The following is a 21517-nucleotide window of genomic DNA, read 5'->3' as shown; positions in this document are numbered from 1 at the left end:
CGACCCCTGTGCTGATACGCTAGCCGGATGACAGAAAGAAGAAACAGGCAGTTAGCAGATAGTACCGCCTCAGCCTGCCGGCAAATGGACCGTGAACGCCGCGCCCTTGCCAACCTCCGACTTGATCGAAAGCCGGGCGTTGTGGCGCGTCAGAATATGCTTGACGATGGACAGGCCAAGACCGGTGCCTTTCTGCGTGCGGCTGCTCTCCACGTCGACGCGATAGAAGCGCTCGGTAATGCGCGGTATGTGCTCTTCCGGGATGCCCGGGCCGTAGTCCCTGATGGTTACATCGATGCCCGGTTCCGGGCCGGCCTCGCCCCGCGCGATCGACACCGTGACGCGTCCGCCAGGCTGGCCGTATTTGCAGGCGTTTTCCAAGAGATTCTCGAACACCTGGAACAGCTCGTCGCGGTCTCCGGGCACGTCGAGCGGCCCTTCGGCGTAGTCGCGTTCGATGACGACGCCGTTCTCGCTGGCGAGCGGGCCTAGTGAATCGATGACGCTGTCGATGGTCTGGCGCAGATCGACCTCGGTTCCCGGCCTCAGGTAAGGCTTCATTTCAAGCCTCGACAGCGACAGGAGATCGTCGATGAGGCGCGCCATGCGGCCGGTCTGGTTCTGCATGATCTGCAGGAACTGCTCGCGCGCCGCCGGATCGTTGCGGGCCGGGCCGCGCAACGTCTCGATGAAGCCCGAGATTGAAGCAAGCGGGGTGCGCAACTCGTGGCTGGCATTGGCTATGAAGTCAGCGCGCATGCGGTCGATGCGGCGCGTCTCACTCTGGTCCTTGAATACCAGCACATAGAGATCGGTGGCGTGGCCGACCGAGGACGCGCTGACCCGGTAGGCCCGTTCCACCGGCAGCTTCTCGGTGTAGTCGACGGCATCGGAGGCGACGGTTCCCGACAGCACGCCGTCCAGCAAGGCCTGCATTTCCGGCGCGCGGAATTTTAGCGACAGCGACAGGCCGGGCGCGATACCGACAAAGGCGGCAAAGGCGGCGGCATTGGCGTGGACGATGGTGGCGGTGCGGTCGAAGATGATCAGCGGATCGGCAACGGCAGCCGCAAGATATTCGCCGGAAAGCCGCTGCAGCCCGCTCGCCTCGACCGTGGTAATGGTCTCAGCAGACCGGCTGGCGCCACCGGTTGGCAGAAGCGCGGCGGCCAGCAGCACCGTCAACGCAGCCAGGACGACATAGGCGGAGATACCGGCAAACCCATAAACGGCCAGGATAGCGATCGCACCGGCGGCCAGCAGCCATCGGCTGTTCCACAGCCGGCCGGCGACGGCCTGCCCCGTGGTTGTCCGCTCTGCCCCGGTGTCAGCCATCGTGCTTTCCGTGCTTCTGCGCCGGTCCCTCCGAAACTTCCGCTGGACCGAGTTTGAGGCCCCCCATAGCATGAGTCCGCAAGCTGGAAAGGTTCGTCTCGATGAAAAAAGCCAAGGAAAGTCCCGCCGCAGAGCCGGCAAAGGGGCCGCTGAAGATCAAGGTGGACGGCAAGGAGCGGGAGTTCGACATCGAAAACCCTGAGCTTCCCAGCTGGATCGAGGACCACAAACTGACCGCAGGCGACTACCCCTACGACAAGAAAATGAAGAGCGAGGAGTATGACGAGACGCTGGAGCGGCTGCAGATCGAACTGGTCAAGGCGCAGGCCTGGCTCCGGGCGACCGGCAGCAGAGTGATGTCGCTGTTCGAGGGGCGCGATGCCGCCGGCAAGGGCGGCACCATCTCGGTGCTGCGCCAGTATCTCAATCCTCGAACCGCGCGCAATGTGGCGCTGACCAAGCCGACCCCAACCGAAGTCGGGCAATGGTACTACCAGCGCTACGTCGCCCATTTCCCGACATCGGGCGAATTCGTCACCTTCGACCGGTCCTGGTACAACCGCGGCGGCGTCGAGCCGGTGATGGGCTTCTGCACACCGGAACAGCATGCAAAATTCCTCGACGAGACGCCGCATTTCGAGCGGATGATCTCCAACGACGGCATCTATTTCTTCAAATTCTGGCTCAACATCGGCCGCGAAACCCAGCTCGAACGGTTTCACGACCGCCGCTGGTCTCCGCTGAAGAACTGGAAGTTCTCGCCGATCGATATTGCCGGCATTACCAAATGGGACGACTACACCAAGGCGCGCGACCAGATGGTCGAGCGCACGCACAAACAGTTCGCGCCCTGGATCATCGTGCGGGCCAATGACAAGCGACGCTCGCGGCTGGCCGTCATGCGGCGCATCCTGTTGTCACTGCCCTATGATGGGCGCGATCTCGACGCCATCGGCAAGGAAGATAAGAAGATCGTCGGCGACGGGCCGTCGTTTCTCGAGAAGTAGAGACTGGCCTCGATGCAGAGGCTGAAATTACAGAGCCCACCCCCACACGGAGGTGGGCTCTGTGGCCATTGTCTAAAGCGCGTCGCATTTGAACGGATTCACGCGACGCGCTTTAGGTCTTTGTTTCATGCATGTCGTTCTCTCAAAACCGGGGCCACTTTGAGCGACATGCATTAAAGCGCGTCGGGTGAAGACAGTCTCACGACGCCTGCCGCATGCCGAGCATGTGGGGGGTGCCCCTGACCAACACCGGGGCGTGATGGTTGCGGCGCGAACGCACGACATCCAGCGTATGCTCGTTGAAGGTCAGCAGTGTGGCGACGACCTGCTGGTTGCCATAGGTGCGCTGGTAACCGAGCGGCGTCGCCAGGAAGTGCAACTGCAGCGTCCGCAGCACCCACACCGGCTCGACCTCGATAATGACCTGATCGACATTGCGAGCAAGGCCCCATTCGACGAAGCCGGCGATCAGTTCGGTGCCGACCGTAGACACGCCGCGCTTGCCATCGCGAAAGCCTGGCGCCACCGCGTAACGGGTTAGCTCCCAGACATTCGGTCCCGAAGGGCGCTTTCCCTCGCAGAGTTCCGGCATCACATCGCTAAGGAGATGCGGCCGTGTGGTCGGCAGCATCCGATGATAGCCTGCAAGCTCGCCATTGCGGATGACCAGGTGGTGTTCGGCCTCATCATGGTCGAATTGATCGATTTCGAGGCCGTCCGGGCGATCGAGATCGGTCCACCGCATCTCATCGACGAAGACCTTGTAACGCAGGCGATGGACGGCCTCCCATAGGTCGGGACGTTCCATCAGTTGTTGAGTGGTAAGGGAAAATAGCATTAGCCGTCTCCTGGGCTTAAGAGGAAGATACGGCCGGGCTTTCCCGAAAAAATTGCGCGAAGGTGTTGGCAAGGATTTCCAGGCTGCCACAGCCGACATGGCTAATATAGCTGCGTCTAAACGCCTCCGCGATGGCGTGCACCCTGTTGGCGACGCCGAGTCTGCTTTTGGCGTTAAGAAAGCATTAGCCGTCTCAAGAGGACGACAGGGGCCGGTCTTTTCTGAAGATATGACGCCAACAATGCGGCCATAAATTTCGGGCCGCCAGAACCGGCCTAGCTGATATAGCCGTGCCTGACTGCTTCGGCGACTGCCTGCACACGGTTGGCGGCGCCTAGTTTGCTCTTGGCGTTGAGAAGGTGTTTCTCAGAGGTATGCTCCGAGATGCCGAGGATCTGCGAAATCTCCCACTCGGATTTTCCGACCGCCGCCCATTGCAGGCATTCGCGCTCGCGCGGCGTCAATTCAATGTGATCGATAGATTTGCCGGCCGTCGTTTGAAGCTGCATGGCGCGGCCGATGGCATAGGTGGAGGCCAGCGAGACCATTGCGAATTCGGCTTCGGACAGTTCGACCGCCTCACCGCCCAGCGAGACCAGCGCGATCTGGCCTTCGAGCGTGATCAGCGGGAAGGCGAGGCCGTCACGCAGCTTGAACTGGCGGGCGTCGCGCATTACCTCGGCGCTGCTCTTGTCGGCGGGCATGCTTTGAACGGCATCGCGCCATTGGAATGGCGCCCGAAACTGCTTCAAATGGCTGACGACCGGATCGTGGTCGACGTAGTTGCGCGATAAGTAACGCTCCAGCCATTCGCTAGGCCAATCGCAGAGCAGCACATGGTCCTTCGTCTGGCTGCTTGGTGTACCGGGCTGCGGCACCGTTGCGGCTATCAGGGCCGTCAATCCGAAATTCGAGGTGACACTAAGTAGCTGCTCGCACACCGCAGCCGACGTGTCGGCACGCTGCACCCGGTCAATATATTCAAGTGTCCGGTCAAAATAACCCATCGCAACATCTACCCCATGTTGCCTACCGCTCTTGAGACCGATGCTACGTGCCTGACCCGCACTTCGCCATCAACCCCGGATTGCATAGCCACATCCTTAGCTTTTCTAACGCCAGCGACCGCCAACCTCGGGCCGACTCTGTGCGGCTATTTGCAACCTCACCAAAGCATAACCCGAAATTTGCCCGTTGAAATCAAAAACAATTGTGCCTGCGCCGTTTTCGTATCACAAGCCAACGGCCAAGACGGGCGGAGTTTTTTCGTGACACCTCGCTGGATAGCCATCGCCTTACTGTCGATGCTGATGGGAGTGCAGCCGTTTGCCGGCGCTGCGCGAGCCGCGGAACCGCAGGTACCGGTGCTTTGGGATGCCAAGGAGCGGCTGCCGAAACCGGACCTTTCGGCGCTGCCAAGGCTCAGGTTCCTCACCACAACCGATTTCCCGCCCTTCAACTTTCTCGACGGCACGGGCCGATTGTCCGGCTTCCACATCGACCTGGCGCGGGCGATTTGCGCCGAACTCGACATCGCCGACAAATGCCAGATCCAGGCGCTGCCCTGGGCCGAACTCGACGACGCGTTGCAGAAGGGCGAAGGCGAGGCGATCATCGCCGGCATCGCCGCTACGCCGGAGACGCGGGCGAAGTACAGCTTTTCGCGCTCCTATCTACAGTTTCCGGCGCGCTTCATCATGCCGAAGACCAAGGCCTTCGCCGAGCCGATCCTCGACAAATTGCGCTCGAAGCGGGTCGGCGTGCTGGCCGGCTCGGCGCATGAAAAGATGCTGCGCGACTATTTCGGCACCGTGCAGATCATCCGATTCGACCGGCCGGAAGACCTCTACAGCGACTTGAAGAGCGCCAAGATCGATGCCGCCTTCGGCGACGGCATGCGCTTTTCCTTCTGGCTGGGCGGCACGGACGCCGCCGGTTGCTGCCGCTTCGCCGGTGGCCCTTACCTGGCGCCGGAATATCTGGGCTCCGGCATGACCATTGCCACCCGGGCCAGCGACCCAGCGCTGGCCGCAGCCATGGACTACGCGCTGCAGGAGATATCGGTGAAAGGCACCTTCGCCGAATTCTACCTCCGCTATTTCCCGGTCAGTTTCTTCTGATCCGGTTCCAGGTCGTTTCTTCTGATCCGGTTCCCGGTCAGCTTTTTCTGATCCGGTCCCGGTCAGCTTCCTCTAGGGGCTGGATCAGGTCAGCGTGCGCAGGCGGGCCTTCGCCCCGCGCGCGATGGCCGCGGCAGTCAGCGTGTCGAGATCGAGTTCACGCCGGATCAACTGCAGCACCCGCAATTCCTCCATGCGCATTTCGAGATCGACCGCGGCAACCTCGAAGGCCGCGGCATAGGCGGTGTCGTGCAGCCGTTCGGGCAAAGTCTCGGCGACACGCTCGAGCACGCCTTCCAACCCATCCTTTTCATGCAGCATCTTCTGGCAGTCCTGCGCAATGGCGATCAGCCTGTCCTGCTTGAAATCCTCGAACACCGGCCAGCTGCGGACGACGTCGCCGATGCGCGCCAGTTCGATATCGGTCATGTCGCGATCGGAAGCCGAGGTGATGACCATCAGGTAGATCAGGGCTTCATGGGTGGACGGCAACGGCATTCAAGACTCCTTGATAGTGAGGGTCGAAGGTAGGGACGCTACGGCGCCGTCGCAACGAAAACGCCTGATATCGTTGACGCTCCGCCCTGTCGCGCCTAGAGACCCGGTTGAAAAATCTTACCAGCCGCGAAAGCCGGCCATGACTGGAACTTTGACATGACGGGATCAAACATCGCCGATCTCAACCCCGAAATGCTTGCGGCAGCCGCCGAAAGCAAGGCTTGGCCGTTCGAGGAAGCCAAAAAGATCATCGAGCGCTACAAGGGCGGCGACTTCCCGGAGATCATCCTGTTCGAGACCGGCTACGGCCCGTCGGGCCTGCCGCATATCGGGACGTTCGGCGAGGTCGCGCGCACCTCGATGGTGCGCCATGCCTTTCACGTGCTGACCGGGAACAAGGTCAAGACCAAGCTGCTCTGCTTCTCCGACGATATGGACGGCATGCGCAAAATCCCCGACAATGTGCCGGATCGCGCAGCCCTCGAGCCCTATCTGCATATGCCGCTGTCGGCGGTGCCCAATCCGTTCGGCGGCGACTATCCGAGCTTTGGCGACCACAACAACGCGATGTTGTGCCGCTTCCTCGACACGTTCGGCTTCGACTACGAATTCGCCAGCGCGACGCAGTACTACAAGGCCGGCCGCTTCGATGCGATGCTTGTGCGCGCAGCCGAGCGCTACGACCAGATCATGGCGGTGATGCTGCCGACACTGGGACCCGAGCGCCAGGCGACCTACAGCCCGTTCCTGCCTATCTCGCCGAAGAGCGGGCGCGTGCTCTACGTGCCGATGAAGCATGTCGACGCCAAGGCCGGCACCATCACCTTCGACGATGAAGGCACCGAGACCACGCTTTCGGTGACCGGCGGCAAGGTCAAGCTGCAGTGGAAGCCGGATTTCGGCATGCGCTGGGCAGCGCTCGCCGTCGATTTCGAAATGTTCGGCAAGGACCACCAGACCAATGCGGTGATCTACGACCGCATCTGCAACATTCTCGGCGGACGCGCGCCGGAGCATTTCGTCTACGAATTGTTCCTCGACGAGAACGGCCAGAAGATCTCGAAGTCGAAGGGCAACGGGCTGACCATCGACGAATGGCTGCGCTACGCGCCGACCGAAAGCCTCGGCCTCTATATGTACCAGCGGCCAAGGCAGGCGAAAAAGCTCTATTTCGACGTCATCCCACGCGCCGTCGACGAGTACTACACCTTCCTCAACGCCTATCCGCGCCAGGACTGGAAGGAGCGGCTGGNGCTGGGCAATCCGGTCTGGCACATGCATGACGGCAAGCCGCCTTCCATCGACATGCCGGTGCCGTTCTCGCTGCTGCTCAACCTGGTCAGCGCCTCCAACGCGCAAAACAAGGATGTGCTGTGGGGCTTCATCTCGCGCCATGCATCTGGCGTGACGCCGGCGACGCATCCCGAACTCGACCAGCTGGTCGGTTTCGCCATCCGCTACTTCGACGATTTCGTGAAGCCGACGAAGACCTTCCGGCCGGCCGACGATGTCGAACGCGTGGCGCTGGAAGCGCTTGGCAACGCGCTTGCTGGCCTGCCGGCCGGCGCCGACGGCGAAGCGATCCAGAACGCTTCGCTCAACGTGGCGCGCAAGATCGAACGCTATCAGGACCATTCGAAGAAGAGCCCGGACGGCGGCCCTGGTGTCTCGGGCGCTTTCTTCCAGATGATCTACCAGGTGCTGATCGGCCAGGAACGCGGACCGCGCTTCGGTTCGTTCGCAGCCCTCTACGGCATCGCCGAAACCCGCGCGCTCATTGAGCGGGCGCTGGCTGGTCAGCTGGCGGCGTAATTTCCGTCCCGGCCGGCGGCGTGTCCATCGCCGGGGCATCGAGGATCGGTTGCGACGCCGTCGGTGCCGCAACCGGCGTTGGCGCCGGTGGCAGGCCGCCAAGATCGGGCGCGGCACCGAAGACGCCCTTCTTGGCGGCGCGCGCCTTGTCGCCCGCTTCGACATAGGGGCCGCCTGCCGTGGCGCGCGCCCAGCCGTTTTCGACCAGCCACTGGCCGACATCCAGCTTGCCGATGCGGCATTCGGCGGCGATCAGCGCACGGTCGGCCTCCGGCGGCACCTTGCAGGCAACGGCCCGGCCGCGCAGGAAAGACCGGAACGCGGTGCGCGCCCTGATACCGCAAGCCCAGGACTTGCCGCCCTCGGTGCAGGTCTCGTCTTGCCTGACGATGTCGATGCCGGAGACCGTCACGGAATAACCATTGGCTTCGATCAGGCCGGCGGCGGCCGCGACCGGCTGGAACAGTTTTGTTCCTCCCCAGTCGTCGACCGCTCTGCGCCCACGCGGCTTGGGCGGCCCGGCCAGCGCCAGGTCGCTCAGCGGCGCGCGTGGCTCAACCCGTTCAAGTTCTTCTACCGGCAGCGGCGGCGGAGCGATGGCCTCGGGATCGATCGCCCTCGAATGCACCTGAGGCGAGTGCATCGGAGGCTTGACGGGCCGGACCTCGGGGATCGCCGACGTCGCCGGCTCCTCGGGCACGGCCTCGGTGTCCGGGTCGATCTGGTCGACGGTGATGGCCGTGCTTTCGCGATGCAGCGCGCGACCGCCGGCGACGACAATGGCGACCATCACCGGGATCGCCAGGAGGGCTATGAGGATTTGAAGCAGACGCACCGCGAGACCTACTGGCTTGCCCAGACGATCCGCGCCACCCATTCGACATCGCGCATCGCGATGTCGCGGTCCGGGTGGTCGGGGTTGAGCGAAATCAGCACGATCGATTTCGTCGTCTGGCGGTCGAGCACCTTGGCCATGACTTCGCCGGCATTGGTCTTGACGACGACGCGGTCGCCCTTGCGGGTAGCGGCGCCCGGCTCGACGATCAGCACATCGCCATTGCGGTACAGCGGCAGCATGGAATCGCCCTGCACCTTCAACGCATAAGAGGTTTCGGTCGCCCGTGCCGGAAGCTCGACAAGGTCCCAGCCCTGGCCTGAGGGATAGCCGGCATCATCGAAGAAGCCGCCGGCGCCGGCCTGGGCAAAGCCGAGCAGCGGCACCGCCGAACGCTGCGCGGCTACCGAGCCCGAAGCGGCCTTGGCACGGCCTTCGACCAGCCCGGTGAATTCGTCGAGCGAGGCGCCGGTCGCCTCGATGATCTTCGCCAGCGATTCGGTCGACGGCCAGCGCGGCCGTCCATCCGAGGACAGCCGCTTCGATTTGTTGAAAGCGGTGGAGTCCAGACCGGCTCGCCGGGCCAGGCCGGAGGCCGACAACGAATAGCGCTCAGCGAGAGCGTCGATGGCTGCCCAAACTCGGTCATGCGAGAGCAATTCGCTCTCCTCAAAACAGGAAAAAATACCTTTTCCTTCTAACGCGCGGTCATCCGATTGTCCACCGGCGCGCGGCCCGATCCCCTAAAAAGCTGTGTGCGGCGAAGTCGTCATGGATGCCTCAAACTGCCTTGGCAAGGCTGCGCAATCCCTGGTCGGAGCTCATGAAACCCCGCTCGGCCTAGGTCGGCGGTCGCGGTTGAACGGAGCGGGCAAGCGTACTGTTGGACGCGCCAAGGACGCTGTAGCATTTTGATTTGGCGCATGACCCCGAAAATCGATTCCGATTTTCGGGGTCATGCGCGAGGTCGGCGAGCATCATGTAGCGGGCGTTGTTGAGATGGAGGTTGAAGTCGATCTCGGTCGGCAGGCAGCGAAAAGCCAGTCGGCTTTCGCTACCGACCGCATAAGGCCACGGCGCCTTGCCGTGGCCATCATGCGCGCAAGGCGCCCCCAGACGTACATGGGGCGCTAGCTCAAGCGGCCTTCTTCACCTCGCCTTTCGCATAGGGATCGAAGCGCTGGTAGAAGGTCTCGCCCTTCTCGGCCAGGTCGAGCAGCAGCTTTGGCGCCTTGAACTCGGCGCCGTATTTCTTCTGCAGGCCTTTGGCTATTCTGACGAACTCCCTGGCGCCGATGCCGTCAATATAGGACAGCGCGCCGCCGGTGAATGGCGCGAAACCAAAGGCGAGGATCGACCCGAGATCGGCCTCGCGCGGATCGGTGACGATGCCTTCCTCCATCACCCGGGCCGCTTCCAGCGCAATGGTGACCAGCAGGCGCTGCTGCAGTTCCTCATAATCGACCTTCTCGGCCTCCAGCTGCGGATAGAGATCCTTCAGGCCCGGCCACAGCTTCTTCCTGGCGGGCTTGGCGGGATAGTCGTAAAAACCCTTGCCGTTTTTGCGGCCGAAGCGGCCATGGGTGTCGACCAGCGTGTTGATCAACGCCATCTGCCTGGGGTCGACGGCCTTGTCGCCGAGGTCCCTGATGGTCTGCTTCATGATCTTCTGGGCAAGGTCGATCGCCGTCTCGTCGGTCAGGGCCAGGGGGCCGACCGGCATGCCGGCGGCCTTGGCGGCGTTCTCGATCATCGGCGCCGGAACGCCTTCGATCAGCATCTTGTAGGCTTCCGACATGTAGCGCAGCACGCAGCGGTTGACGTAGAAGCCGCGCGTGTCGTTGACGACGATCGGCGTCTTCTTGATGGCGCGCACGAAATCGATCGCGGTGGCCAGCGCCTTGTCGCCGGTCTTCTTGCCCAAAATGATCTCGACCAGCATCATCTTGTCGACCGGCGAGAAGAAGTGGATGCCGACGAAATTCTTCGGCCGCGCCGAATTCTTGGCCAGTGCGGTGATCGGGATGGTCGAGGTGTTGGAGGCGAAGATCGCCGACGATTTCAGCACGGCTTCGGCCTGCTCGGTGGCAGCCTTCTTGACGGCCGAATCCTCGAACACCGCCTCGACCACCAGATCGCAGCCGGCGAGATCGGCATAGTCGGCCGACGGCGTGATCAGCGACAGAAGTCTGTCCTTCTCCTCGGGCTTGACGCGGCCCTTCTTGACCTGATCGGAGATCAGGCTGTCGGAATGCGTCTTGCCCTTTTCGGCCGACGCCATGTCGCGGTCGAGCAGGACGACCGGGATGCCAGCCTTGGCGGTGACAAAGGCGATGCCGGCGCCCATGAAGCCGGCGCCGAGAATACCGATCTTCTTGAACTTGGTCTCCGGCACGCCGGCCGGGCGGCGGGCGCCCTTGTTGAGCTCCTGCAGCGAGACGAACAGCGAGCGGATCATCGCTGCTGCTTCCTTCGACTGCATGATTTCGGTGAAATAGCGCTGTTCGATCCGCAGACCGGTGTCGAACGGCACCAGCAGGCCTTCATAGACGCATTTCAGGATCGCCGCGGCGGCCGGATAATTGCCGTAGGTCTCGCGGCGCAGGATGGCGATGGCCGGCGGCCACAGATTGAAGCCGGCCGGCGTATAGATTTGGCCGCCAGGCAGCTTGAAGCCCTTCTCGTCCCAGGGCTGGACGGCTTTCAGGCCGTTCCTGATCATCGCCTTGGCGGTCTCGATCAGCTTGCCGGGTTCGGCGATCTCGTGGATCAGCCCCATCGCCTTGGCTTTCTGCGGCGACAGCGTCTGGCCGGTGGTCAGCATCTGCAACGCCTGCTGCTGGTCGGTCAGGCGCGGCACGCGTTGGGTGCCACCGGCGCCGGGGAAGATGCCGACCTTGACTTCCGGCAAGGCCATCTTGACCTTTTCGGAGTCAGCGGCAACGCGGCCATGACAGGCCAGCGACAGCTCGAACGCGCCACCCATGCAGGTGCCGTTGATCGCCGAGACCCAAGGCTTGCCCGACGTTTCGAGCTTGCGCCACAAGCCACCCATGCGGCCGGCATTGTCGAACAAAAGCTGTGCCGCCTTCTCCGGGTCCTTGGTCTTCTCCTTGGCAAATACGGCCAGCATCTTCTGCAGCATGGTCAGGTCGGCGCCGCCGGAGAAGCTGTCCTTTCCCGAGGTGATCACCGCGCCCTTGATGGCGGCGTCGGCCACCACATGGTCGATGATCTTCTCGAGCTCGTTCATCACCTCTTCGGTGAAGACGTTCATCGAGCGGTCCGGCATGTTCCAGGTGACCAGCGCGATGCCGTCTGCGTCGGTGTCGACCGTGAAGTTTGTATAAGTCATGTCTCTCTCCTTCCGGCCGAAAATCAGATGCGTTCGATAATCGTTGCGGTGCCCATGCCGGCGCCGATGCAGAGCGTCACCAGAGCGGTGTTCAAATCGCGGCGCTCGAGCTCGTCCAGCACCGTGCCCAGGATCATCGCGCCGGTGGCGCCGAGCGGATGGCCCATGGCGATGGCGCCGCCATTGACGTTGATCTTGTCGTGCGGGATTTCGAATGCCTGCATGTAGCGCAGCACCACTGAGGCGAAGGCCTCGTTGAGCTCGAACAGGTCGATATCCGACAGCTTCATCTTGGCGCGCTTCAGAAGCTTCTCGGTGACGTCGACCGGACCGGTAAGCATCAGCACCGGCTCGGAGCCGATGTTGGCAAAGGCGCGGATGCGGGCGCGTGGCTTCAGGCCCATCGTCTTGCCGGCCTTCTTCGAGCCGAGCAGTACGGCGGCCGCACCATCGACGATGCCGGACGAGTTGCCGGCATGGTGGACGTGGTTGACCTCTTCGACTTCCGGATGCTTCTGCACGGCGACCGCGTCGAAGCCGCCCATTTCGCCAGGCATGACGAAGGACGGGTTGAGCGAGGCCAGCGACTGCATGTCGGTCGACGGCCGCATATGCTCGTCATGATCGAGGATGGTGAGGCCGTTCTGGTCCTTGATCGGTATGACGGAGTTCTTGAAACGGCCATCGGCCCAGGCCTTGCCCGCACGCTTCTGGCTCTCGACCGCATAGGCATCGACGTCGTCGCGCGAAAAACCGTATTTGGTGGCGATCAGGTCGGCCGAAATGCCTTGCGGCACGAACCAGCCGGGCAGGCCGACGGACGGGTCCATGAACCACGCGCCGCCCGAGGCGCCCATGCCGACGCGCGACATCGATTCCACGCCGCCTGCAATGACGATCTCGTCGGCGCCTTGAGCGATCTTGGCGGCGCCGAAATTGATGGCGTCGAGGCCTGAGGCGCAGAAGCGCGAGATCTGCATGCCCGGCGCCTTGTTATCGTAGCCGGCCTCGAAGGCGGCGGCACGCGGAATGACGGAGCCGGCTTCGCCGACCGGATCGACGCAGCCGAAGATGATGTCGTCGACGTTTGCAGTGTCGAGGCCGTTGCGGTCGCGCAACGCTTCAAGCGTCCTGGCCGCAAGCCGCACCGCCGGCACCTCGTGCAGCGAGCCATCCTTCTTGCCCTTGCCGCGCGGTGTGCGCACGGCGTCATAGACATAAGCTTCAGCCATTTGCTTGCTCCTTGCTTTGCCGACGTCGCTCTCAGAGAGAGCGGCCGATCAGCAATTTCATGATCTCGTTGGTGCCGCCGTAGATGCGCTGGACGCGGGCGTCGCGGAACATGCGGGCGATCGGATATTCATTCATGTAGCCATAGCCGCCATGCAATTGAAGGCATTCGTCGACGACTTTTCCCTGCAGGTCCGAGAGCCAGTATTTCGCCATCGACGCCGTCACCGGATCCAGCCCGCCATTGATGTGGCGGGTGACGCAATCATTGTAGAAGACGCGGCCGATGGTGGCCTCGGTCTTCAGTTCGGCGAGCTTGAACTGGGTGTTCTGGAACTCGATGATCGCTTTGCCGAAGGCCTTGCGGTCCTTGACGTAGTCGATGGTCAGAGCAAGCGCGCGCTCGATCATGGCGATCGCGCCGGTGCCGATCTGCAGGCGCTCCTGCGGCAATTGCTGCATCAGCTGGATGAAGCCCTGTCCCTCTTCGTGGCCAAGCAGGTTCGAGGTCGGCACGCGCAGATCATTGAGGAACAGCTCCGACGTGTCGTTGGCCTTCAGGCCGATCTTGTCGAGGTTGCGGCCGCGTTCGAAGCCTTCGGCCTCGTCGGCCTCGACGACGATCAGCGAGGTGCCCTTGGCGCCTTTGGCCGGATCGGTCTTGGTGACGACGATGATGAAATTGGCCAGTTGGCCATTGGTGATGAAGGTTTTCGAGCCGTTGATCTTGTACTGGTTGCCGTCCTTCTCGGCGCGCGTCTTGACGCCTTGCAGGTCGGAGCCGGCGCCCGGCTCGGTCATGGCGATGGCGCCGATCAGTTCGCCGGTTGCCAGCTTCGGCAGCCATTTCTTCTTCTGCTCCTCGGAGCCGTAATGAAGGATGTAAGGGGCAACGATCGCATTGTGCAGGCCGATGCCGAAACCGTCGACGCCGACATGGCCGATCGCCTCGATGATGGCGCTCTCATGCGCGAAGGTGCCGCCGGAGCCGCCATATTCCTCCGGCATCGAGGCGCAGAGCAGGCCGGCGGAACCTGCCTTGCGCCAGCTCTCGCGGTCGACCATCTCGTTCTTCTCGAACTCGTCGTAGCGCGGCGCGATCTCTTCCGACATGAAGCGATGCGCCATGTCGTAGAGCATGCCGACTTCGTCCGCCGCCCAGGCGGGCTTCGGCAAGGAGAGCACTTCGGCTGGATTTGTCATGCCGTTTCTCCCGCGCCAACGTCCCCCTCCCCCTCGAGGGGAGGGTGGCCGCGAAGCGGTCGGGTGGGGTCGCCGATGACGTGCTCGACCTTATCTTCGGAATTGACGCGGGTTTGGGGCATTGCGATCATCTCCTACCAAAGCGCCAACCAGCCGGCGCACTGCACGCAAGGACCCCTCCCGGCCCTTCGGGCCACCCTCCCCTCAAGGGGGAGGGGGACGCCAGCCATTTCTAGAACGCTTCCGCAGGCAGCGCCATTAGCGTGTCCGCACCACTGGAAATGCGGGCGAGATGTGCCGATGTCTCGGGCATGATCCGCTCCATGAAGAAGCGCGCCGTCACCACCTTGTTGTCGTAGAAAGCCCCATTTTCGTGGACAGATTGGGAGCCATTGGCGCCGGTCTTGCCGAGCGCGGCCTTGGCCATCTGCGCCCACATGTAGCCGAGCGCCACAAGGCCAAAGAGATGCATGTAGTCGGTGGATGCGGCGCCGGCATTGTCGGGCTTGGCCATGCCGTTCTGCACCAGCCACATCGTCGCCGCCTGCAGATCGTTGAGGCCCTTCTTCAACGCCTTGGTGAACGGCGCCAGCTTCTCGTCGGCACGGTTCTCCTCGCAGAACTCGCCGACGTCCTTGAAGAAAGCCTGCACTGCGCGGCCGCCATTCAGGCCAAGCTTGCGGCCGACGAGGTCGAGCGCCTGGATGCCGTTGGCGCCTTCATAGATCATGGCAATGCGGGCATCGCGCACGAACTGGCTCATGCCGTGTTCTTCGATGTAGCCGTGGCCGCCGAACACCTGCTGCGCCATGACGGCATGGTCGAAGCCCTTGTCGGTGAGCACGCCCTTGATCACCGGCGTCAGCAGGCCCGTATAGTCGTCGGCCGCCTGGCGATCCTTGTCGTCGGCGGAGCGGTGGGCGATGTCGGACTTGATCGCCGTCCACAGCGCCAGCGCGCGGCCGGCCTCGTTGAAGGCCTTCATGGTCATCAGCGAGCGGCGGATGTCGGGATGCACGATGATCGGATCGGCTTGTCTGTCCGGCGCCTTGGCGCCAGACAGCGAGCGGCCCTGCAGCCGGTCCTTGGCGTAGGAGACCGCGTTCTGGTAGGCGATCTCGGACAGCGACAGGCCCTGCAGGCCGACGCCGAGCCGGGCTTCGTTCATCATCGTGAACATCGCCTTCAGGCCGCCATTGGCCTCGCCGAGCAGCGTGCCTTCGGCCTCGTCATAATTCATGACGCAAGTCGAATTGCCGTGGATGCCCATCTTCTCCTCGATCGACCCGCAGGAGAGCGTGTTCTTCTCGCCCGGATTGCCCGAGGCATCGAGCTTCAGCTTTGGCACGATGAACAGCGAGATGCCCTTCACGCCTGCCGGCGCGCCTTCGATGCGGGCCAACACGAGATGAACGATGTTTTCCGACATGTCGTGCTCGCCGGCCGAGATGAAGATCTTCTGGCCGGATACCTTGTAGGTGCCGTTGCCGTTCGGCACCGCCTTGGTGCGCAGCAGGCCGAGATCGGTGCCGCAATGCGGCTCGGTCAGGTTCATGGTACCGGTCCAGGACCCCTCGACCAGCTTCGGCAGCCATGTCGCCTTCTGCTCGTCGGTGCCGTGTGTGATGATCGCCGCGATCGCGCCTTGCGTCAGGCCGGGATACATCATCAGCGCCATGTTGGCCGAAACCATGTATTCGGCAACCGCGGTGTGCACGGCATAGGGCAGCCCCTGGCCGCCGAACTCGATGGGCGCCGCCAGTCCCATCCAGCCGCCTTCGCGATACTGGTCGTAGGCTTCCTTGAAGCCCTTCGGCGTCGTCACCGAGCCGTCCTCATGGCGCACGCAGCCTTCCATGTCACCGACGCGGTTCAGAGGATGCATAACGTTTTCGGCGAGCTTGGCGCCTTCGGCGAGGATCGCCTCGACAACGTCGGGCGTCGCGTCGGCAAATCCGGGAAGGTTGGAGTAGCGCTGATAACCCAGCACCTCGTTGAGCACGAACAGCGTGTCCTGGACCGGCGCCCTGTAGATCGGCATGTGTTTCCTCCACCATGCGGGTCTTGGCCGCGAGATCGGGCCCCGAAACATGAGGTTGGGGGCGGCATGCGGGCCAATCTTGAAAGCGGGATAGCAAAAATTGACGTTTGCGTAAACGTCAATTTTGTCGCCGCGACAAAATTTACCTATGCCAGCCTGTCGGCACGAGCGGTGCATGGCTTTGCGCAAAGCGAGGGGGGTCAAACAAAAAGAGCCGCGTGGGCGGCCGCGCGGCTCTTCCGTTCAAAGCTTTCGCCGGGAGCTGCGGAGCGAAATCAGCTGGCGGCGCTGGCCGGGGCCGAACGCTCGGACAGCATCTGGCGCACGGCCGACATCGAGCCGCTCAACTCGTTGATGGCGTCGTCGATCAGCGCGCGCTGCTTCTGCAGGCGGGCAAGCTGCTTCTCCGACTTGTCGAGAGCCAGCCGCAGCTGCTTGGTGTTGGATCCCGTCGGATCGTAGAGATCCATCATCTGCTTGACGTCGCGTAGCGAGAACCCGACCTTGCGGCCGAGCAGGATCAGCTTCAGCCGCGCCTTGTCGCGACGCGTGTATAGCCGCGTCGCCCCATCGCGCTTTGGATTGAGCAGGCCCTTGTCTTCATAGAAACGCAGCGTGCGCAGCGTCACGCCGTATTTCCTGGCCATCTCGCCGATGCGCACGAGCTCCTCACTGGCTTCGGCAGACATATTGTTGGTGTTGGCCGCGGCTTCGCCGGGCGAAACAAGTTTCATAGTCACTGGCTTTCCCCTGTCGTGGCATCGCGGTCTCGGACCTTGCAACGCCTGAGTGGAAGCGGGGGCATGCTTCCAGTCGTGGTTTCAACTAATTCATCGCAAAAGGCACGAACGGCGCCCCTCTTACGTTTACGTCAATTCTATATCGATAGCCGCCGCATGACGCAAGGGCGTTCTGGGATTGCGAAACCTTATGCCGCACCCCCGGCGCCGGGTCCGAACGGGCACCGCCTGTATTTCAGCAATGCCGTAACTTCTTAAGCTTGGTTAACACCTTGTTTACCACGATGAGTGAAATGTACGGATGTCGGTCACCCGTGTTTATCCTGTAGCGAATTTTTCACGGTTTTTCGGAGAGCGGGCCTGGCCCGGGAAGCTCGTCTTCCGCCGCAGCAGTGCCGCGCGGCCGCCTTCGTTCCCGACAAGGACTTGGGAAACTGGCAGCAAGCCGGCCATTCTGAAAAACGGACGCATCGATGAACAGCAAGCGGTCCTATCTCGATACACTCAACGCCGGCAGGCCGCGCAGGCCGAACACCACACTTGATGAATTGAACCGCTCGCTGGAAACGCTGGAGCAGCGGCTGGAGCGCAAGCGCGAGGACGCCGCCGAGCGCTTCGATCCGCGCCGGCCGCCGGCAGAGCCGCGCTACGCAAGCGTCCAGCCCTACGCCCCGCCGCGCTGGTACGAGGACCCGCAGCCCACGCCGCGGCCGAAAGGCGCCGGGCCGGCCGGTTTCGACCAGAACTATCAGGCGATCGCGCGCGACATCGACCGCGTGCGCGGCCAGGAAGACAGCGTCGCCGTGGTCGGCAAGATCGCCGGCGAATTGCGTGGCCTGCGCGAGGAACTGCGCCATCAGATGACGGCCGGCCTGCAGCGCGAATTCGCCGCGTTGCGCAAGGACATCGAACGGGCCTTCCAGGCGAGCAACCAATCGGGTGGTCAGGCAGGCGGCTTGCCCGGCAAGGGCAGCGCCGAACTCGGCGTCGAATTCGAGCGGCTGTCCGGCGCCATCCAGACGCTGGCCGAGAAGAGCGACGACCGAAGCGTCAACATGCTGCGGCTCGAGCTCGAGCAGGTAAAGACGGCGCTCGACACATTGGCGCGCGAGGAAAGCGTGCTGAAGGTCGACCGCCGCTGGGACGATTTCGACCGCCGCTGGAGCGCGTTCGAGGACCGTGTCGACGCCGACCAGCGCAACCGCGCCGACGGCCCCGGATTTTCGGCCCTGACCGACCGGCTCGAACAGATCAGCAATGCGGTCCACAATCTGCCGGAATCGCTGTCGCTGCGCTCGATGGAAGAAAAGGTCCGCACGCTTGCCGGCGCCGTCGATCATTTCGTCAGCCAGCAGAGCAACCGCGGCGGCGACACGCTTGGCCTGATCGACGAACGGCTCGATGAGATTTCGCGCGCCATCGTCGCCTCGACCGTCGCCGCACAGGCCAATTCCTTCGACCCCGAACCGTTCGAGCGCATCGAGAAGCGGATCGCCTCGCTGGCGCAGCAGATCGAGGAAGTCGTGCAGGTTCGTCCGAGCGGCGAGGTTCTCGACCGTCTCAGCACGCTGTCGAACAGGGTCGACGAGCTTGCCGGCCGCGCCAATCTGCCGGAACAGGCGATGGAGCGCCTCGGCAAGCAGATCGTGATGATCGCCGACAAGATCGACCGCGCCCCGGCCATGCCCGACGCCGACTATATCTTCCAGGGTCTGGAACAGCGCTTCGACGTGCTGTCGGGCATGATGGAACGTCGGCAGGGCGACGCCATCGAACAGGGCAACATGCTGTTTCGCGATCTCGAGCGGCGGCTGGACGAGGTTGCCGACCGGCTGGACCAGCGTCAGCCGCAGGCTGACAGCGCCGGCATCATGGACGCCATCGACGCACGCTTCACCGCACTCGCCCAACGCATGGAGACGCGCATTCCCGATCCTGCCAACGAGGCGGCGATCCGCGGCCTGGAAAGCCGGCTCGAAGACATTTCAAGCCGGCTGGAATCGTCGGCCGCGCAGGTCGCCGGCATCGATCCGGCACTGATCCGCAGCCTCGAGGCGCAGGTCTCCGGCCTGTCGGCTCACCTGTCGAAGCCCGGCACGCCGCTGCCGGAATTCGAGGACATCAGCCCGCGTCTCAACGAAATCGAGAAGTCGCTGGCTGGAACCCGCGAATCCATCATGGGCGCGGCACGCGAAGCGGCCGAGAGCGCCGTGCGCTCGCTGGCAGATTCCAACGCCAACACCGCGGCCGTTACCGGCCTTGCCCAGGATCTGAAGACGCTGGAAGCGCTGACGCGTCGTTCGGACGAGCGCAATTCACGGACATTCGAGGCTATCCACGACACGTTGCTCAAGATCGTCGATCGTCTGGGCTCGCTGGAGACCAGCGAACCGGCCGAGGCGGTGAGCGAGCTTCTGGATGCCCAGGCCGAGCCGGCGCGGCGGGCCCGCGATGCACGCGCCTCCAAGATTTCGGTGCAGGACGCGCCGTCGATGGATATCGACCAGCCGCTGCCGCTGACCGGAGACATGGCCGATCTCGACGGCCGCGCCGCCGCCATCATGCGCAGCGAGCCGGATATGCGCGCCGACCCGGGTACGCGTAGCGACCCGGTCATGGGCAGCGAACCCGTGCGGCGCTCGCCAGCCGAGGCTGCCGCGGCCGCTGCCCAGGCAGCGCTCGGTTCCGACAGGATTGCCGAGAAAGGCGAAGCCACGGCCAAGACGTCGCTGTTCGGTGGATTGGCGCGCGCCTTCAGGGGCAAGAAGCCGGCTGACATGCCGCCGCTTGCCGGCTCGGGGCCCAATGTCGACATGCCGAGCGTCGATCTCGACGAGCCGCTCGATCCGAAGCTCGCCAACCGACCGTTGGAGCCGGGCTCCGGCGCGCCCGACCTCAACGCCATCATGAAGCGCGTACGCGACGAACGTGGCCCACCGGTGCGCCAAAACTCCGGCGATGCATCGAAATCCGACTTCATTGCCGCTGCCAGGCGCGCGGCGCAGGCTGCGGCCGCCGAGGCCGACGCGTTGAAACGCCAGTCCACCATGAAGGGCCCGGTCAAGGCGCTTCGCATCGGCGACCTGCTCAAGGCGCGGCGCAAGCCGATACTCATGGGAGCGGTCGCGATCATGCTGGCGCTTGCCGGCCTCCAGTTGGGCAAGGCCTTCTTCGCCGACCCGGTCGAGGTCGCAAGCAACGATACAGCGCCGATCATCGCCTCGCAGCCGGTCGAGACTGCCTCGGTCAACGCTGCCAGCCAACCCAAGGCAGAACAGCAGGTGGCCGTTCAGGACGTGCCGGCCCGGATCGTCAGGCAGGCGGAGCCCACGGAACCGGCAGCTGGCAACGATGCGCCAATGAATGCGGCCTCGGTCGCTGGGCCCGAAATGCCGGCGGTGGAGCCCGCGCCAGCGCCGATGGCTTTGGCCGATCCGGCCCCCGCGCCAAATGCAATGCTGCCGACCACCGCCACTGCGGAACCGGGCGCTGCCGACGCGCAGCCTGCGGCCGCCGTCGTAGCGCCCTCGGCCTCGGATACGACGGCCTCGGATACTACCGGCGCCGTTCCGCCGGCTGATGCCGCGGTAGCACCTATCGTGGCCAAGATAGACGTTCCGGCCGATGCCGGCCCGCAAGCCTTGCGCGACGCGGCTGCCGGCGGTGACGCCAAGGCGCTGTTCGAGCTCGGTTCGCGCTATGCTGAATCGCGCGGCGTCAAGGAAGACATGGCGGCAGCGGCCAAATGGTACGAAAAGTCGGCCGAGCTCGGCTTCGCACCGGCGGAATACCGCATCGGCAATTTCTACGAGAAGGGCATCGGCGTCACGCGCGACGTCAAGAAGGCAAAGACCTTCTACCAGCTCGCCGCCGCGCAGGGTAATGCCAGCGCCATGCACAATCTGGCCGTTCTGTTTGCCATGGCCGCCGACGGCGTGACCGACAATGAATCGGCCGCGCACTGGTTTCAGGCGGCGGCCGATGTCGGCGTCAAGGACAGCCAGTTCAATCTCGGCATCCTGGCGGCAAAGGGCGTCGGCATGAAGCAGAGCCTGGAGGAATCCTACAAATGGTTCGCGCTCGTCGCCAAGACCGGCGACAAGGATGCGGCTGCAAAGCGCGACGAAGTCGCCACTGCGCTGCGCCCCGAACAGCTGGAGCGGGCGCGCGCCGCCACGGAACTGTGGAAGCCGAAGCCGCTCGACCCTGCGTCCAACTCGGCCGACATTCCTGAATCCTGGCAGGAAGGCACGCCGCAGACCACCGCCAGCGTTGACATGAAGAAGGCGGTCAAGAACATCCAGCTCATCCTCAACAAGAACGGCTACGATGCCGGCGGCGCCGATGGCGTGATGGGCGGCAAGACCAAGACCGCAATCATGGCTTTCCAGACCGACAACAAGATGCAGGCGACCGGCGAAATCGACGAAAAGCTGGTGAAGGCGCTGCTGGCGCACAAATAACGGCAGATGCGTCGCTAACGCGACGCCCTTGCCATACATT

Annotated in this window: 15 protein-coding genes; 4 read left to right on the top strand and 11 right to left on the bottom strand. The window is 63.5% G+C overall.

The features are described from left to right. Window positions 1–69: 69 nt before the first annotated feature. A complete protein-coding gene (locus X728_RS149240; RefSeq protein ID WP_023831971.1) occupies window positions 70–1335 on the bottom strand; it encodes an ATP-binding protein in 1266 nt (421 codons plus the stop codon). Window positions 1336–1436: 101 nt separating this feature from the next. Between X728_RS149240 and ppk2 the strand changes: the two genes are divergently transcribed. Then, complete coding sequence (gene ppk2, locus X728_RS149245) at window positions 1437–2342, top strand: polyphosphate kinase 2 (RefSeq protein WP_023831970.1); 906 nt, start codon at window positions 1437–1439, stop codon at window positions 2340–2342. 199 nt (window positions 2343–2541) lie between these two features. Here ppk2 and X728_RS149250 read toward each other — a convergent pair whose 3' ends face one another. Together X728_RS149250 and X728_RS149255 are read right to left on the bottom strand one after the other, a co-directional pair. Further along, window positions 2542–3180, bottom strand: coding sequence for a GNAT family N-acetyltransferase (locus X728_RS149250; RefSeq protein WP_023692538.1), 639 nt, complete (start codon window positions 3178–3180; stop codon window positions 2542–2544). 275 nt (window positions 3181–3455) lie between these two features. Next, entirely contained in the window at window positions 3456–4187 is a 732-nt protein-coding gene (locus X728_RS149255) for a LuxR family transcriptional regulator (RefSeq protein ID WP_023669621.1), read from the bottom strand. 261 nt (window positions 4188–4448) lie between these two features. Here X728_RS149255 and X728_RS149260 point away from each other — a divergent pair, with 261 nt between their 5' ends. Then, complete coding sequence (locus X728_RS149260; RefSeq protein WP_031195622.1) at window positions 4449–5300, top strand: transporter substrate-binding domain-containing protein; 852 nt, start codon at window positions 4449–4451, stop codon at window positions 5298–5300. Between the two features lie 84 nt (window positions 5301–5384). Here X728_RS149260 and X728_RS149265 read toward each other — a convergent pair whose 3' ends face one another. Beyond that, a complete protein-coding gene (locus X728_RS149265) occupies window positions 5385–5798 on the bottom strand; it encodes a tellurite resistance TerB family protein (protein WP_023688697.1) in 414 nt (137 codons plus the stop codon). A 156-nt stretch (window positions 5799–5954) separates the two neighbouring features. Between X728_RS149265 and X728_RS149270 the strand changes: the two genes are divergently transcribed. Next, on the top strand, window positions 5955–7610 hold the full coding sequence (locus X728_RS149270) for a lysine--tRNA ligase (RefSeq protein WP_023831968.1): 1656 nt from the start codon (window positions 5955–5957) through the stop codon (window positions 7608–7610). Here the strand turns inward: X728_RS149270 and X728_RS149275 are convergent. The 7 genes from X728_RS149275 to X728_RS149305 form a co-directional block, all read right to left on the bottom strand. Beyond that, window positions 7573–8445 (bottom strand): thermonuclease family protein, encoded by an 873-nt coding sequence (locus X728_RS149275; RefSeq protein ID WP_023831967.1) that lies wholly within the window; start codon window positions 8443–8445, stop codon window positions 7573–7575. The genes X728_RS149270 and X728_RS149275 overlap by 38 nt on opposite strands. Before the next feature lie 8 nt (window positions 8446–8453). Then, window positions 8454–9104, bottom strand: coding sequence for a helix-turn-helix transcriptional regulator (locus X728_RS149280; RefSeq protein WP_023681959.1), 651 nt, complete (start codon window positions 9102–9104; stop codon window positions 8454–8456). Window positions 9105–9580: 476 nt separating this feature from the next. After that, window positions 9581–11800: a 3-hydroxyacyl-CoA dehydrogenase NAD-binding domain-containing protein gene (locus tag X728_RS149285; RefSeq protein WP_023681960.1), complete on the bottom strand. Its 2220-nt coding sequence runs from the start codon at window positions 11798–11800 to the stop codon at window positions 9581–9583. A gap of 23 nt (window positions 11801–11823) precedes the next feature. Continuing rightward, window positions 11824–13032 carry an acetyl-CoA C-acetyltransferase gene (locus X728_RS149290; protein ID WP_023831966.1) on the bottom strand — a complete coding sequence of 403 codons (1209 nt, stop codon included), beginning with the start codon at window positions 13030–13032 and terminating at the stop codon, window positions 11824–11826. Between the two features lie 31 nt (window positions 13033–13063). Next, entirely contained in the window at window positions 13064–14233 is a 1170-nt protein-coding gene (locus X728_RS149295) for an acyl-CoA dehydrogenase family protein (RefSeq protein WP_023831965.1), read from the bottom strand. 232 nt (window positions 14234–14465) lie between these two features. Beyond that, window positions 14466–16274, bottom strand: coding sequence for an acyl-CoA dehydrogenase (locus X728_RS149300; protein ID WP_023726837.1), 1809 nt, complete (start codon window positions 16272–16274; stop codon window positions 14466–14468). Window positions 16275–16549: 275 nt separating this feature from the next. Next, complete coding sequence (locus tag X728_RS149305; protein WP_023831964.1) at window positions 16550–17008, bottom strand: MerR family DNA-binding transcriptional regulator; 459 nt, start codon at window positions 17006–17008, stop codon at window positions 16550–16552. A gap of 479 nt (window positions 17009–17487) precedes the next feature. On the opposite strand from X728_RS149305, the gene X728_RS149310 reads away from it, so the two are divergent. Next, the gene (locus tag X728_RS149310) at window positions 17488–21477 is read left to right on the top strand and encodes an SEL1-like repeat protein (RefSeq protein ID WP_023831963.1); all 3990 of its coding nucleotides are present in this window, start codon (window positions 17488–17490) and stop codon (window positions 21475–21477) included. Window positions 21478–21517 lie beyond the last annotated feature (40 nt).

The organism is Mesorhizobium sp. L103C119B0 (genome assembly GCF_000502235.1).
Taxonomy (GTDB): Bacteria; Pseudomonadota; Alphaproteobacteria; order Rhizobiales; family Rhizobiaceae; genus Mesorhizobium.
This window is presented reverse-complemented; position numbering and strand designations above follow the sequence as displayed.